The organism is Pantoea sp. X-Soil-ISGK-285 (assembly GCF_059730815.1).
This window is the reverse complement of record NZ_AP035938.1, coordinates 622,954-636,898: the sequence shown is the minus strand read 5'-3', so window position 1 is coordinate 636,898 and position 13,945 is coordinate 622,954. Positions and strand designations below refer to the sequence as shown.

Below are 13,945 nucleotides of genomic sequence, written 5' to 3'. Positions count from 1 at the left end.
AGCTCCTTAACACCGCTACGGCGTCAGTGCCATGAGAATGGCATCTTCACGGCCGCTGGCGGTGGGATAATAGTTGGGGCGACGACTGACCTGATTGAATCCAAGCTGCTCATAGAGCGCGATGGCGGGCAGGTTCGAGGCCCGCACTTCCAGCCACAGCGTCAGCACGTCGCGTTTGATCAACTCATCGATCAGATGCTGCAACAGCTGGCGGCCCAATCCCCGGCGCTGAAAAGCGGGATCGACCGCGATGTTAAACAGCGAGGCTTCGTCCAGTACCACCTGCGTAATCGCAAAGGCGGCCATTTGGCCGTCAACGTCGAGACGTAAATTGATAAAGCGCTCGCCCTGATTGCTGGCAAACGTCTTTTCACTCCAGGGAAACGCGTGACTACGACACTCAATGGCGAAGGCCTGCGCCAGATCGTCAGGGGTGAGTAAAGAGATGGCTGTCATGGTTACACATCTGTTGCCAGAGCGCGCGTTTGGCGACGCCGCTGCTGATCAGTTCATTGAAAGAGGCGCTGGTTAATGCCACGCCATTGAAAGTCTGTTCGCTCTCTACGCCGAGCAGCCAGCCCGCGCAGTTCAGCGTCTCCGGCAGCATTTGCAGCTGATCCGGTGTCACGGTCATTACCTGGGCGGGTTGCAGATTGAGGGCATGCAGCACATCGCGCATCAGCGGTTCATGCAAACCGGGGGGCGCGTCAGCGACAATAATTAACTGCGTGTCCGGTGCCAGCGTGACGGCAATTTCGCCCTGAAGCACGCGCGGGCGGCGCAGTTGGTACTGCGTAATTCCCATTTGCTGTAAAAGCCAGTCGCGCCTGGACGTCATGGTGTTACCTGTTCTGCTGCCTGAATGCGACGCTATGCTAGCAAACCCATCGAACATGCGCCAACAAACCACTATAATCCCCGCTCAGATCTTACAGGAGCCCTACATGTCTGCTTTTACCCCGGCCAGCGAAGTCATTCTGCGCCACAGTGATGAATTTACCGCCCGCCATGTTTTATTTGCTGGCGATCTGCAGGATGACCTGCCCGCTCAGCTGGAAACCGCCTCATCGCGCGTTCACACCCAGCAATATCATCACTGGCAAAACCTGAGCCGCCGTATGGGCGAACAGGCGCGTTACGGAATGGTTGCTCAGGCCGAAGATGTGCAGGGCTGCGATACCCTGGTCTACTTCTGGACCAAGAATAAGCCGGAAGTGCAGTTCCAGCTGCAGAACCTGCTGTCGCTGCTGCCGGTGGGCTGCGACGTATTCGTGGTCGGTGAAAACCGCAGCGGCGTGCGCAGCGCCGAAGGCATGATGGAGTCATGGGTGAAGCTGGAGAAGATCGACAGCGCGCGTCGCTGTGGTCTCTACCACGGTCGCCTCGACAAGCAGCCTGAATTCGATGCCAGCACCTTTGGTCACCAGTATCAGCTTGATGGTCTGACTATTCATACCCTGCCTGGCGTCTTCAGCCGTGACGGTCTGGATAGTGGCAGCGCACTGCTGCTGTCGACCTTTACCCCGCACACCAAAGGTAAAGTGCTGGATATGGGCTGTGGCGCGGGCGTGATTGCCGCCTCACTGCCTGCCCGTTCGCCTAAAGTGCGTCTGTGGCTGTGTGACGTGCACGCAGCGGCGATTGAAGCGAGTAAAGCGACGCTGGCCGCCAATGGCATCGAGGGCGAAGTCTTCGCCAGCAACGTCTTCTCTGACGTGACCGGTCGTTTCGACATGATTATCTCTAATCCGCCCTTCCATGAAGGCACTCAGACCAGCCTCGACGCCGCACAGGCGCTCATTCGTGGTGCGGTGAAGCACCTGAATACCGGCGGCGAACTGCGTATCGTTGCCAACACCTTCCTGCCCTATCCGCAGGCGCTGGATGAAGCCTTCGGCAGTCACGAAGTCATCGCGCAAACCGGCCGCTTTAAAGTTTACCGTGCCGTCTATGGTCGCGGTGCCAAAACGCGCTAAGAGTTTTTCCTGCCGTTAACTGCTTTGCCGGGCTGAAAACGTTGCTTTTTACAGCGATCGTTTCAGCCCGACGAAATAGTTGTTGACGCAAAGAGTAAAATCTCTAGAATGCGCCTCCGTGGTTGTAACATTCTCAAGGTGTTACGGGTATGCGAAGGTGGCGGAATTGGTAGACGCGCTAGCTTCAGGTGTTAGTGTCCTAACGGACGTGAGGGTTCAAGTCCCTCTCTTCGCACCAAAATCACAAGTTTCATATCGCGAGCACTGCGCGAAGGTGGCGGAATTGGTAGACGCGCTAGCTTCAGGTGTTAGTGTCTTAACGGACGTGAGGGTTCAAGTCCCTCTCTTCGCACCATTGCGGTGATATGAACAGACAACTCGATGCGAAGGTGGCGGAATTGGTAGACGCGCTAGCTTCAGGTGTTAGTGTCTTAACGGACGTGAGGGTTCAAGTCCCTCTCTTCGCACCAACGTTGTCATCTTCAGGCCTTTCCCGCTCATCTCTTCTGTTCCCCTGCAGTTTCGCTTTATCCCCTGCTCGTTTTACCTTTTCCAGTTGTTCTGTTTGCCGGTCGCTTTACCTTTTCCAGCCGCTTTACCCCGTTCGCCGGTTTTAACCACTCCGCTTATGTTAATTCAGATGAAAATTCACAGAGACAGCCGCCAGTCCGCCCGCTAACGCCAGACAGGATGGCAGCAGCAGATAGTGACGCAGCCGCTGGTTAAACAGCATCACGACTGTCAGCAGCAGCGCAACCGTCATCACCATCCGCCACTGGCTGAAGCTCGGTTCCCATAAGGCGAACAGCGGCAGCGCAATGCACGGCAGCAACACGCCCCACGCACTATCCAGCTTTTTACCCAGCGCCCAACTGACTCCCCACAGGCCGCAGGCCGCTATAATCGCTATCCCCATGACACCAACCTCAAATGATAAGCATTCCCATTATCATATGACAGTTTTGCCTGCTCTGCAGCCTGTTTTTGTCACGCCCGGCAACGAAGATGACAGACCAGTTGGAAAATGCTAGATTGCGGCCGATAACACCTTTAATAACAGCAACAGCAATAATTTGCTCATTGTCTGGCAGAACCTGGTTTTGCCGGCGTGCGCTTTGGTATTTCAGGGTCGTCACGAGTACTTATAATGAAATTACAATCTTATGAAGAACTGAAACAGAGTGAATACCGGCTTTCAGTCATGCTTTTTCTGTTTCTGAATATCGCCGTTTCGCTATTTCATCTGCTGCCAATAATGAACAGTGAGCAAAGTGAGACGACCCTGCCGGTAATGAGTGTCGCGGCCTTTAGCGGCATCATGTTAATTTCTCTTTTAATATGGCCTAAAGTAAAACTTCCCCTGTTAAATCCTGTGGCGCTGCTGCTGGGAATGCTCTGGGCCTGGCATATTAATTATCGCTTTCATCAGGTGTTCTATTTTGATGGTGGCTTTCTTATTATCAGTTTGATTAGTGTGTTATTTATCAGTGCCATCGCCCTGAGCGACTATCTGGGGGCTTTTTGTCTGCATGTCACGCCACCGGTGCTCACCGTTTTATTGCTCGACAATGCGCAGCACCTGCCGCTGATCCTGCTGACCATTACGCTGCCGCTGATTGGTTTTTCACTACAGCATCTGATGCGCCGCCGTGCCGACAACTTTACTCTGCGCCTGATGCATCAGCTCTACGAAGAGAAAGAGACATTCAGCGACCTCAGCATGCTCGACCCGCTGACCGGGCTTTATAACCGTCGTGGTCTTAAGAACCGGCTCGATAATATTCTGGAAAACCATGCTGGCAGCCACTATGTGCTGCTGCTGGATATCGATCACTTTAAGTCCTATAACGACAATTACGGGCATGCGATGGGCGATCAGGCTCTGGCGCGGGTCTCTGTCGCAATTCGTGATGCGGTGCGTTCACGCGATGTTGTCACCCGCTATGGCGGCGAAGAGTTTCTGGTATTGATGACCAATGTGAACAGTTCCATCGCCATGAAACTGGCAGAGCGAATCCGTCAGTACGTGCTGGATTTAGAAATTCCTCATCTTTTCAATGAAACCGTTTCAACCCACGTCACCATCAGTGCCGGCATCGCGCCTATTTATGATAATGAATTTGACCTGGCGGTCGCCAATGCTGACAGCGCATTATATGTGGCTAAAAATCAGGGCCGGAATACCATTCTCGCCTGGGAAGATTTAACCCGAAAACAGCATCACGCCGCCAGTGAACATGCATAATTAAACGTAACGCTATCGGTAATCACTGAGGCTTTGACTCGATAAGCCCGGCTCTCTGCTGCTCTGTCCGATCGGATAACTGACCTCAAACCCGCCGTTTTCCCACCCGCAACGACGATTTTTTACACGACTTGTAGAGTTAATCAATAACGATTATCATTTGCTTTCTTATCTACACTTTTCGCGAGTCGTCATGGCAACCGTTTCAGCTCAGGAACAGCGTTTTAACGCTCAGTCGATGATCTTCCGGCAGAATGACCGTCCACTGGCGGAAAGTCTGCATGAGCGGCTGCAACAACAGCGCAGCTATCTGCTTGAATCGACGAAGCTCAGCCAGCCTGCTCCGCGCGACACGCTGACCCTCGCCGCCTGGTCACAATCAGAAGCCTTTACCCCAATTATTCAGCGCTACAGCGATTATCTCTATCGCGATCATCCTGATGCGGTTCGTGAAGCGAAACCGGTGCTGTCACTCTGGGCGCAATGGTATTTTGGTCTGCTGCTGCCCACACTGATCATGGCGCTGTTGCAGGAGTCGCGTGCGCTGGACTGCTCGCCAGAGCATATCCGCGTCGGTTTTCATGAAAATGGTCATCCGGCCACTTTCTGGATCGATGTGCAGGAGGATGAAGAAGCGCGCTACCTTAACCCTCAGCAGCGTATCGATCGGCTGATTCAGCAGCATCTGATCCCGGTAGTCAATGGTATTACGCAGCATGGTGATATCAACGCCCGACTCATCTGGAACAATATGGGCTACTCATTCCAGTGGTTCCTGGGTGAGCTGAAAAGTCAGATCGATGAGTCGCTGGTGCTGCAACTGGAGCAGGCGCTGTTCTTCAACCAGCGGCTGCTGGATGGCAGCGAAAATCCGCTCTACCGCACCATGATCCCACGTAATGGTGAACTGGTCCGTCGCAGCTGCTGCCAGCGTTATCGCATTCCCGATGTCGAACAATGCGGCAACTGCACCCTGAGCGGCAGCTAAACAGACTTAATTACGCTGAATTCTCCGTTTATCTCGTTTACAGGCACTGAGGCTTGTGGCAATTTTTACGCCTTCGATCAGCCTGGAGAGAAAGATGAGCCTGGAGTCCGTGCGCCAGTTCTTCGCCGAACACGCCCCTGAAATTGAAATTATTGAACTGGCCGAAAGCACTGCGACGGTCGGGATGGCTGCCCGCGCCCATGGCGTGACGCCAGGAGAGATTGCCAAAACCCTGTCACTGAAAGTGAAAAACGACGTGGTGCTGATTGTGACACGAGGCGATGCCCGGCTGGATAATCGCAAGCTGAAAGCGGCGCTGGGGGCAAAAGCGCGAATGCTGAGCGTGGACGAGGTGATTAACTGGACCGGCCATCCGGTGGGCGGCGTCTGTCCTTTCGGTCTTGAGAATCCGCTGACCGTTTACTGTGATGTTTCACTGCGCAGTTTCGAGGAAGTCCTGCCCGCCGCCGGCGCTATCCACAGCGCCGTCCGCATTACCCCACAGCTGATGGCTGAACTGACTAACGCCCGCTGGATCGACGTGTGCGAAGCAATGTAATGCCGGGTATCAGCTCACACAAGCCCTGCACCTTCTGCCCGCGTCCTGATGCGGCTGATAAACTGACGGATACCGTCAGCGTTTGATGGCAACAGCGATCTTCAGGAAACCGATCCACCGCCGCCAGCAAGTGGGCGAGTTAATCGCCTACGATATCAGGATTTCAGGCGCTTAAATGCCTGTTCAATAATCGACAACAGCAGCGTGTTATCGACACGATGCAGCACATGTACCGATGCGCCGCACTGCTCAGGCACGCCGACAGTGAGCCGAAGGGGCTGACGATAACGCCAGCTTTTGCCGCGCGTCGCACCGGGACGCAGTTCGATATCCACCCGGTAATCGATGCCTGACGCGACCCGCTGATTCAGCAACCAGGCGACCACCAGCGCATCGTGGATCCAGCATCCCGCCAGCTGCCGGGTCGCCATCGAATAGTCGATCCACGGACGCAGCGTATCGCGCACAAATTCGGTCAACGGATGATCGACGGCGGTAAGGCGGGTCAAATCCTGCTGGGTCAGCAGCGTCTGCGTGGTGACATCCATCGGAACCAGCGTTACTGCTGCACCACTGTGCAACACCTGATGGGCCGCTTCCGGATCCAGTCCAAAATTGGTGTCTTTGATATAATCATCCAGCGTAAACACACCGCCCATGATGACAATTTCCGCCACAGCGTCGGCCATGGCGGGATAGCGCTGCATTGCCAGCGCCACATTCGTCAGCGGGCCAATCGCCACCAGGGTAATCTCGCCCGGATTGTCGCAAATCAGTTTGCCGATAGCGTCAGCAGCATCAAACGCATCCGCCGCGATATCCGCTGGCTGACGCACGCCCTGCCACATCTCACCCAGCGCAAGCTGATTGACCCGGTTATCCAGCGTCTCGCGCCACGGCGCAGGATCTTCCTGTAGCGCCTGCGTCGCCCCCTGGATTACCGGGATAGATAATCCCAGCCGGACGATCAGATCTTTGGCGACGCGCGCGCCAACTTCACATGGCGTGTTACCGGCCACGGTGGTGATTAATTCCAGCGACAGTGCAGGTGAAGCTAAGGCCAGCGCAATCGCCAGTCCATCATCGGTGTTGGCACCCGCGATACCGTTGCCGGGATCGCAGTCAATAATAATTCTTTTCATATTTTTATAGGCTAACTCTGGCTTTGCGGCTCACAGCCGCAGGATTCACCGATTTCAAGGTAGTGTGGAAACTCCTTTAATTGCGCTTCGCTCTGTCCCTCTTTCAGCATATGAATCGCAGAGCGAGCCATCTCACGCAGTGGCTGGCGCACGGTCGTTAATGTCGGGACGTGAAACGACGAGTGATTGGTACCGTTAAAACAGACCAGCGCCACATCCTGCGGCACACGAATCTGATGTTCGGAAAAGGCGCGAAGCGCGCCAATCGCCTGACCTTCGTTGCTGGTAAACAGCGCACGAGGCACACGACCCCGGGCGATCATGGTTTGTGCCGCAGCGTATCCGCCCTGTGGGGTGTAGCTGGCGGGAAACATCAGCGATTCATCAATCGGCAGCCCGCGATCCTGCATGGCATCACGCCAGCCCTGAATACGATCCTGCGCGTTAAGCATATCGACCGGGCCGCTGATTATGCCGACCTGCTGATAACCATGACTCAAGAGATGTGCCGTCACCTGCCAGGCGGCCTGACGCTCATTGACCCGCAGCATGTTAACGCCCGGCTGAGGCTCAACCCGCTCCAGCATGACAAGTGGCGTACCGCTGGCTTTAATCAGGTCAATGTAAGGATGGCGATCGACGCTGTTGTAAAAGAGTCCATCGACCTGCCGATTCAGCAGTCCCTGAATTAACTCCAGTTCGCGCTTGCGGTCATCACCTGCATCACCCAGCAGCATGACGTGGCCGTGATTCATCGACTCCTGCAACAACACGTGCGCCATTGACGCCACAAAAGGATTGCCGATGTTGGGCACCACCAGTCCGAAGGTTTTGGTGTTACCGGAAGCCAGTGCGCGTGCTGCCGCATTTGGCCGGTAACCGGTCGCTTTAATTGCCTCAAGTACCCGCTGACGGGTCGCCTCGGCGACCGGACGAGGCCCGTTATTAATGACATAACTGACAACTGCCACTGAGGTGCCTGCCGCTTTCGCAACTTCACTGCGGGTCACTTTTCCCGTTAACGACTTAGGCACATCACGTTCCTCCATAAAAAAACAGGCCGCTTTACACGGCCTGCTGCTTTTCGCGCTATCCTGGCAGATGGCATCCTCAGGCAAAGCTAGATGGCATCTTCAGGCAGATTGAGATCCCGCCCTCGCGTTTCAGGCGCGACAAAGGTGGTAAAGAACCCAATTGCGGCCATCGCCGAGAAATAAACCGCAATCGGCCACCAGTGACCGGTATAAGAAAGCATAGCAGCGGCAATAAGTGGTGCGGTTCCGCCGGACAAAATGGAACCCAGTTCTTTAGCCACTGCCATTTTGGTGTAGCGATGATGAACGCCGAACATCTCCACGCCCCATGCCGCCTGCACACCAAAAATACCCAGCGACGCCAGCGCCATACCGACCACGATAACCGGGATCACCAGCATCGGTTCACGCGTGTCGAGCAGCGTAAAGGCGGGCCAGGCGTAGAACATCAGTAACAGACAGAACACGCGATAAACCACCCGGCGACCAAAGCGGTCAGAGAGCCAGCCCGCTAAAGGAATGATCAGGAAACCCAGCAACGACGCGAGGAACACCGCAGTGGTTGGTACGGACTTGTCGACCATCAGCACCTTCGCGACGTAACCGACGATGAAGCCCTGCGCCAGATAGGAGGGGCCATTTTCGCCGATACGCAGGCCAACCATGGTCCAGAAGGCACGGGTACGCTGGAAGAAAGGCCGCTGATCCACCACCGGAGCGGCCAGTACGCCTGCGCGTTCCGCTTCCATCTCCGCTTTTCTGCGCTCAAACACCGGCGTTTCGCGCAGATGACGTCGAATCCACAAGGCAACCAGCGCAATCAGTGCACTGCTGAGGAACGGAATACGCCAGCCCCACTCCAGCAGGCTCTGCTGATCCATTTGTACCACCAGCAACCAGACCAGCGAAGCCAGCAGTGTGCCGCTGTTAGAACCCAGCGCGATCACGGAGGAGATCAGTCCGCGACGCTCTGTGGGCGCATATTCGCCCAGCATCACCGTGCCGCCCGATAACTCCGCGCCAGCGCCGAAACCCTGCGTAAAGCGCAGCAGAACCAGACAGGCAGGCGCCCAGACGCCAATAGAGGCATAGCTCGGGATTAAGCCGATCAACGTCGTGGAAGCGCCCATCAGAATGATGGTGGAGATCATCACCACCTTTCGGCCTTTGCGGTCACCGAGCCAGCCGAAAAAGAGTGCGCCGATAGGCCGGGCAACAAAGCCGACTGACCAGGTAGCAAAGCTGGAGAGCAGTGCCATGGCAGGGGTTGATTCCGGAAAGAAGACGTCGCCGAAGATAATACCGGCCGCCAGACCATAGAGCGCGAAATCCGCGTACTCCATTGCCGTTCCGAGCCAGCATGAGAAAGTGGCGCGCCAGAAATCTTTGCGGCCTGAAGGGGTGTTAAACCGCTCATCGGCGGCTGAAGTGGATGACAGTGATGCCTGCTGATTAACGGAGTTGTGTGCCGTCATAACCCTATCCCTGAATGAGTATGCAGATCGATAAACGCCCGTCCATGGGTCGATTCCCTGATAAAAGCGGAAATTCCCCGGTGACGACGTTCAGTTGACTAACCATGATGAAAGGTTAAAGGATTCCCTGGTGTTGGAATCTTGTTCTTCGCCCCATTTCGCCGGTGTATTTTTCACCGGTCGCTTAAACTGAGCGAATGTAACTTAACAATCGATGGGCCTACTGTGCATCGGGCACCGTGAGCAATCACTGGGGACCTAGTGTATCTACGCGCGTAGATAAATCAATAGATCCTGATGAAAATTATTAGTAAAACTTCACTATCACATCCCGTCATCACGCATTTTTAGCGCAAATTCAGCCAGTTACCCGCAACACATCACCTGAAAAAAATCACCATCGACTATAAGTTACCATTTTCTCTTATGTTTAAGCGTTATAAGACAGGGTAAAATCCTTTCATCGCGCTCTGTTGTCGCACACGCCTGTGACCATGAGATGACACGTGTATTTATTCTGAAAAATCGCTGTAAGCGCAGACAATACGTTACCCTGACAAAAAGGGCGGACAGAGATGCTATGAAAATTATCCTGATGCGACACGGTAAACCTGACCACCAGGCTGCGGGTCGCCAGAGCGTGCAGGCACTGGCAGACTGGTGCGAAGCCTACGATCTGTCACAGGTTAGTGACGGACCGCCGCCGCGCAGCATCGAAATTGCCCGTCAGGCTACGTTTATTGTCTGCAGTCCCCTGCCCCGCGCGCAATCCTCCCTGAGCCAGCTCGGTCTGCAGCCCCATGAGGTTGATGCCGTGTTCAGCGAAGTCGCCGTGCCACTGCTGCGAACCGGCGCGGTGCAGCTGCCTACCCTGTGCTGGCTGGCCCTGTTGCGGCTATTGTGGTTCTGCGGGTATGCGGGTGAAGCGGAGTCGCTGCAACATGCGCGCAGCCGCGCCTCCGCGGCGGCAGAGAAGCTGATCGATCACTCACGGCATGGCACGGTGCTGCTGCTGGGTCACGGCATCATGAACAAGATGATTGCGCGCGAATTACGTAAACGCGGCTGGCAGGCGGAGAAGCACGCCAGCAGCCGCCACTGGAGTTCCGCGATCTATCATCGTCCGTTTATCTGACCGATCGGAAAATAACCCAGCACCTCACAGCCCGTTCCGACACGCGGCGTGGCAATCACTTTACGCTGCGCCAGATCGATGACGCTCAGCGTGCCATCATCCTGATTGGCAATCAGCAGCTGTTGCCTGTCTGGCGTAAAACAGCCATCCATCGGCATGTTACCTACCCGGATGTCGCCCAGCGGATTCAGCAGATCGTCAAACAGCGTCACCAGCGGTTCCTGATCGCCTATCGCCACCAGCTGCTCGCCATCGGCGCTGAAGCGTACCACCTGACAGGGCCGCTCATGACCTGGCAGCGTCAGGCGCTGGCGAATGCGGTGGCTTTGCCGATCGATCACATAGAGCAACGGTGCATCAGCGGCGCTGGCGACCAGATAGGGGTGTTTCGGAGAGGCAGCGATGCCCGCAATCGGCCCGGGCAGCAGGATGGTGTCGATGACCCGCCCCTCTGCTTCACAGAGATCCACCACGGTGATGGTCGCATCCTCTTCGTTATCGGTGAACAGCTTGCGGCCGCTGGGTGACAGCGTCAGGCGATGCGCGTTGTGAGAAGGAATTGGAATGATTTTTTCCACTTTGTCGCTCTGCGGATCGATCACCGCCACTGCGGCACTCTGCTCACAGCAGAGATAGACTTTGCCATCGCGGCCCAGCTGCCCGCTGTGGGGTGCCCGCAGCGGCGACAGATCGATAAAGCCGCTGATCTCCCGACGCTGTAAATCGATAATCGCCACTTTGTGACCCGGATGCGGGTTATTACCATGAACGCCGTCGCCAAAAATGGGTACATAGGCTTTACCCCAGAGGGCCAGCATCAGGAGTTCATGCGGCCGCGGTGGAAAAGCGTTCAGTTCCCGCTCGACCGCGAAGGTTTCCGGATTAAGAAACAGGACGCGATTACCCTGCTTATCAACCGCCAGTAACCCGTAAGATTCACTCTGCATGCGCGCTCCTTTCTCAGTAAGTTCTTCTTAAGCGTAGACAATCCTCTTCAGGCTGTCTGATTCCGCGGATTGATGAGCCGGGCTTACACCACCAGTTAAGTACAATAGCCACTGTTCCTGTGGCCCGGGCCGCAGGATAACGCGCAGGTTAAGAATAATATTCAGATATTCCTTAACTGCGTTTATTCCCACATTTAAATAAATGATTAACAGTGACGACATTATTATTTTCATAACGTGACCGGATTATTTCCGTATTATCCTAAAGTCAAAAAAAGACATAGCTAATGTGTAAATAATGTTTTATTAAAAAGGTGCAGTGCAATTAAACAGCCGTGAGGAAACTATCGCGCGCTCCAGCACTGCGTCGCCACCAGGGAAAACTATTCATTAATTCCCGCACTCATCGGGATTGCAGTCAGTATGTAATTCCGGCCGTTCCCGCCGCTGGCGGAACGGGCAGAGCCTGCACTATGACGGGAAAATAAAAATAACAGGTGTACCATGACTTCACATCGCCAACGTCCAGCGCATAAAATCTGGCGTAACTGGAAAAGAATATCGTTCAGTAGCCAGATGTTATGGAATAGAAAACAGCAGAAACTCTGTCGGGCACCGGAATATGATCCGGGTCAGGAAGATAATGTCGTATTGATCGCGCAGCAGAAAGATCTGCCGGAGATTCCAAAAATCGTCTGGATGGTCTGGCATAACGATCACCTGCCTGCCTCAATGGCGCTGAATATCAGTAAAATCCGGCGGGACAACCCCGACCACCAGGTTTATCTGATTACGCAGCGCACCCTGTCGCAGTGGCTGCCCGATCTCAACTTTATCTCTTCCGATCTGACGCTGGCACATAAAAGTGAAATCATCCGGCTTGAGCTGATTCACCGTTATGGCGGCATCGGCATTGATTGCAGCACATTGCTGTTTGAGAATCTCGCCTGGGTGCATCGCGTTCACGAAGCGCGGTCAATGGATCTCATTGGTTACTATAACGAGCAATCAACGCTGAATCTGCTTGCGCCGGTCACCGAGAGCTGGTTTCTTGCTGCCGCCCCGCAAAATCCGTTTATCCGCGAATGGCTGAAACAGCTGGCACCGGTTAAAAACGTCGGTATCCGCAACTATTTCCATGAGCTGAAGAAGCGTGATGATTTTCCGCTGATTGTGCAGAATATGGAGAATCCGTCTCGTCAGCTCCTGTCGCTGGCGCAGCAGGTTGCGATGCGGGAATACCGGCGGGCGAATCTCTATCTGCGTAAAAGTGAAGCCAGCGCCTGGTTCTATCAGCGCCTGCATGCCGACAGCAGCAGCGCCTTTGCGCAGTCTGTGATGTTTCAGCAGCGGCCACAAACGCCGCCACCCATTATAAAATTAACCGGCAACGAGCGGCTGCATCTCGACTTCAATCTGCGGCTTGGTTTATATAACCGCAGCAGCCTGATTGGCGAGATGATGCACACCACGCCATCTGCGCTGGCATTGCCATCAACGGTCAAAGCGCGCGCGTAGCCAGTGCGTAAACGTGGTGACCGCGCGGGGCACCTGCGCCGCCCAGGGTCGTACGATCCACAGGCGGGCGGCAAAGGCCTCAACAGGCTGCCACGCAGGCAGCACCTGCTGCAATGATCCCGCTGCCAGCGCCTCCCGGGCGCTGAAATCGGGCAGCATAGCGATCCCTAATCCCTGCAGGGCCGCATCGCGTATCGACTCGCTGTTGTTAGTGGCAAAGCTGCCCTGGATCCGTATCTGGACCTGTTCGCTATCCGCGGAGGTGGTAAACCGCCAGCGCGGTGATTCGACGCCTCGTGGATAGTAAAGGCAGTTATGCTGCGCCAGATCCTGCGGCGTACGCGGTATCCCCTGTTCGTTGAGATAGGCGGGTGATGCCACCAGTAATGTCCGCGTGTCACACAGCGGCAGTGCCACGTGGGTTTCCGGCAGGGTGTCGCTGTGTCGAATGGCCAGATCAAATCCCTCGCTGCTCAGCGACACAATGCGGTCAGTCACATCCAGCTGCAGACGCACCTGCGGATAATCACGCAGAAACTCACCGATAATCGGCACCAGTTGCTGACGGGCAAACGCCACCGGTGCGGTAATGCGCACCAGGCCACGGACCGGCCCGGCGGTGTCCCGCACGCTGAAAAAACTCTGTTCAATGCGGGCAAAAGGCTCGCGTAGCTCCTCCACCAACTTCTCACCGGCAGAGGTCAGCCGCACGCTGCGCGTAGTGCGTTGTACCAGCAACACACCGGCCATCTCCTCCAGCTCTTTAATTTTCTGACTCATCGCCGCCTTGCTGACGTCGAGCCGCTCTGCCGCGCGGGTAAAACTGCCCTGCTCTGCCAGTACGGTCAGCCAGTGCAGATGATCCCACAGCGTATCCGTTTTCATCTCTTTCATCGTGATTGTTCACTATAGTGAATAATCATTTC

The 13,945-nt window shown here is 55.2% G+C and carries 14 protein-coding genes and 3 tRNA genes; 9 read left to right on the top strand and 8 right to left on the bottom strand.

Going from position 1 to position 13,945, the window contains the following annotated elements:
• Positions 1-15: 15 nt before the first annotated feature.
• Both rimI and AC6I8B_RS02915 read right to left on the bottom strand, forming a co-directional pair.
• A complete protein-coding gene (rimI, locus tag AC6I8B_RS02920) occupies positions 16-456 on the bottom strand; it encodes a ribosomal protein S18-alanine N-acetyltransferase (RefSeq protein ID WP_010671713.1) in 441 nt (146 codons plus the stop codon).
• Positions 428-838, bottom strand: a complete 411-nt coding sequence (locus tag AC6I8B_RS02915; protein WP_022625367.1) for a DNA polymerase III subunit psi — start codon at positions 836-838, stop codon at positions 428-430. Before AC6I8B_RS02915 ends, rimI begins: the two co-directional genes overlap by 29 nt.
• Before the next feature lie 106 nt (positions 839-944).
• Between AC6I8B_RS02915 and rsmC the strand changes: the two genes are divergently transcribed.
• The 4 genes from rsmC to AC6I8B_RS02895 all read left to right on the top strand — a co-directional run bounded on the left by rsmC (position 945) and on the right by AC6I8B_RS02895 (position 2,446).
• Positions 945-1,976: a 16S rRNA (guanine(1207)-N(2))-methyltransferase RsmC gene (gene rsmC / locus AC6I8B_RS02910; RefSeq protein ID WP_010253598.1), complete on the top strand. Its 1,032-nt coding sequence runs from the start codon at positions 945-947 to the stop codon at positions 1,974-1,976.
• 151 nt (positions 1,977-2,127) lie between these two features.
• Positions 2,128-2,214, top strand: a tRNA-Leu gene (locus AC6I8B_RS02905).
• A 30-nt stretch (positions 2,215-2,244) separates the two neighbouring features.
• Positions 2,245-2,331 (top strand) — tRNA-Leu (locus AC6I8B_RS02900).
• A gap of 28 nt (positions 2,332-2,359) precedes the next feature.
• A tRNA-Leu gene (locus AC6I8B_RS02895) sits at positions 2,360-2,446 on the top strand.
• Between the two features lie 161 nt (positions 2,447-2,607).
• Here the strand turns inward: AC6I8B_RS02895 and AC6I8B_RS02890 are convergent.
• Positions 2,608-2,892, bottom strand: a complete 285-nt coding sequence (locus AC6I8B_RS02890; RefSeq protein WP_010251467.1) for a DUF1435 domain-containing protein — start codon at positions 2,890-2,892, stop codon at positions 2,608-2,610.
• Between the two features lie 231 nt (positions 2,893-3,123).
• On the opposite strand from AC6I8B_RS02890, the gene AC6I8B_RS02885 reads away from it, so the two are divergent.
• From AC6I8B_RS02885 to AC6I8B_RS02875, 3 genes are all read left to right on the top strand, one after another.
• The gene (locus AC6I8B_RS02885; protein WP_157353441.1) at positions 3,124-4,221 is read left to right on the top strand and encodes a GGDEF domain-containing protein; all 1,098 of its coding nucleotides are present in this window, start codon (positions 3,124-3,126) and stop codon (positions 4,219-4,221) included.
• Between the two features lie 193 nt (positions 4,222-4,414).
• Positions 4,415-5,209, top strand: coding sequence for a siderophore-iron reductase FhuF (gene fhuF, locus AC6I8B_RS02880; RefSeq protein ID WP_010251473.1), 795 nt, complete (start codon positions 4,415-4,417; stop codon positions 5,207-5,209).
• Between the two features lie 94 nt (positions 5,210-5,303).
• Positions 5,304-5,768, top strand: coding sequence for a YbaK/EbsC family protein (locus tag AC6I8B_RS02875; protein WP_010251476.1), 465 nt, complete (start codon positions 5,304-5,306; stop codon positions 5,766-5,768).
• A gap of 155 nt (positions 5,769-5,923) precedes the next feature.
• On the opposite strand, the gene AC6I8B_RS02870 is transcribed toward AC6I8B_RS02875, so the two are convergent.
• The 3 genes from AC6I8B_RS02870 to AC6I8B_RS02860 all read right to left on the bottom strand — a co-directional run bounded on the left by AC6I8B_RS02870 (position 5,924) and on the right by AC6I8B_RS02860 (position 9,419).
• Positions 5,924-6,910, bottom strand: a complete 987-nt coding sequence (locus AC6I8B_RS02870) for a nucleoside hydrolase (protein ID WP_033787420.1) — start codon at positions 6,908-6,910, stop codon at positions 5,924-5,926.
• Between the two features lie 11 nt (positions 6,911-6,921).
• Positions 6,922-7,944 carry a LacI family DNA-binding transcriptional regulator gene (locus AC6I8B_RS02865; RefSeq protein ID WP_029519642.1) on the bottom strand — a complete coding sequence of 341 codons (1,023 nt, stop codon included), beginning with the start codon at positions 7,942-7,944 and terminating at the stop codon, positions 6,922-6,924.
• A gap of 86 nt (positions 7,945-8,030) precedes the next feature.
• Entirely contained in the window at positions 8,031-9,419 is a 1,389-nt protein-coding gene (locus tag AC6I8B_RS02860) for an MFS transporter (RefSeq protein WP_010251485.1), read from the bottom strand.
• A 580-nt stretch (positions 9,420-9,999) separates the two neighbouring features.
• Here AC6I8B_RS02860 and AC6I8B_RS02855 point away from each other — a divergent pair.
• Positions 10,000-10,554: a histidine phosphatase family protein gene (locus AC6I8B_RS02855; protein WP_010671720.1), complete on the top strand. Its 555-nt coding sequence runs from the start codon at positions 10,000-10,002 to the stop codon at positions 10,552-10,554.
• Here the strand turns inward: AC6I8B_RS02855 and AC6I8B_RS02850 are convergent.
• Positions 10,536-11,501: a beta-propeller fold lactonase family protein gene (locus tag AC6I8B_RS02850; protein ID WP_497817585.1), complete on the bottom strand. Its 966-nt coding sequence runs from the start codon at positions 11,499-11,501 to the stop codon at positions 10,536-10,538. The two genes, AC6I8B_RS02855 and AC6I8B_RS02850, sit on opposite strands and share 19 nt — an antisense overlap.
• A gap of 504 nt (positions 11,502-12,005) precedes the next feature.
• On the opposite strand from AC6I8B_RS02850, the gene AC6I8B_RS02845 reads away from it, so the two are divergent.
• A complete protein-coding gene (locus AC6I8B_RS02845; protein ID WP_010671722.1) occupies positions 12,006-13,019 on the top strand; it encodes a capsular polysaccharide synthesis protein in 1,014 nt (337 codons plus the stop codon).
• Here AC6I8B_RS02845 and AC6I8B_RS02840 read toward each other — a convergent pair.
• Positions 12,996-13,913 (bottom strand): LysR family transcriptional regulator, encoded by a 918-nt coding sequence (locus tag AC6I8B_RS02840; RefSeq protein WP_033769591.1) that lies wholly within the window; start codon positions 13,911-13,913, stop codon positions 12,996-12,998. The genes AC6I8B_RS02845 and AC6I8B_RS02840 overlap by 24 nt on opposite strands.
• Between the last annotated feature and the right edge of the window lie 32 nt (positions 13,914-13,945).

Excerpts from the sequence above, each read along its gene's own strand:
- AC6I8B_RS02840 (WP_033769591.1), bottom strand. The coding sequence starts at position 13,913 with ATGAAAGAGATGAAAACGGATACGCTGTGGGATCATCTGCACTGGCTG.
- AC6I8B_RS02850 (WP_497817585.1), bottom strand. The coding sequence starts at position 11,501 with ATGCAGAGTGAATCTTACGGGTTACTGGCGGTTGATAAGCAGGGTAAT.
- AC6I8B_RS02885 (WP_157353441.1), top strand. The coding sequence starts at position 3,124 with ATGAAATTACAATCTTATGAAGAACTGAAACAGAGTGAATACCGGCTT.
- AC6I8B_RS02860 (WP_010251485.1), bottom strand. The coding sequence starts at position 9,419 with ATGACGGCACACAACTCCGTTAATCAGCAGGCATCACTGTCATCCACT.
- rimI (WP_010671713.1), bottom strand. The coding sequence starts at position 456 with ATGACAGCCATCTCTTTACTCACCCCTGACGATCTGGCGCAGGCCTTC.
- AC6I8B_RS02855 (WP_010671720.1), top strand. The coding sequence starts at position 10,000 with ATGAAAATTATCCTGATGCGACACGGTAAACCTGACCACCAGGCTGCG.
- AC6I8B_RS02845 (WP_010671722.1), top strand. The coding sequence starts at position 12,006 with ATGACTTCACATCGCCAACGTCCAGCGCATAAAATCTGGCGTAACTGG.
- fhuF (WP_010251473.1), top strand. The coding sequence starts at position 4,415 with ATGGCAACCGTTTCAGCTCAGGAACAGCGTTTTAACGCTCAGTCGATG.
- AC6I8B_RS02875 (WP_010251476.1), top strand. The coding sequence starts at position 5,304 with ATGAGCCTGGAGTCCGTGCGCCAGTTCTTCGCCGAACACGCCCCTGAA.
- AC6I8B_RS02870 (WP_033787420.1), bottom strand. The coding sequence starts at position 6,910 with ATGAAAAGAATTATTATTGACTGCGATCCCGGCAACGGTATCGCGGGT.
- AC6I8B_RS02915 (WP_022625367.1), bottom strand. The coding sequence starts at position 838 with ATGACGTCCAGGCGCGACTGGCTTTTACAGCAAATGGGAATTACGCAG.
- rsmC (WP_010253598.1), top strand. The coding sequence starts at position 945 with ATGTCTGCTTTTACCCCGGCCAGCGAAGTCATTCTGCGCCACAGTGAT.
- AC6I8B_RS02890 (WP_010251467.1), bottom strand. The coding sequence starts at position 2,892 with ATGGGGATAGCGATTATAGCGGCCTGCGGCCTGTGGGGAGTCAGTTGG.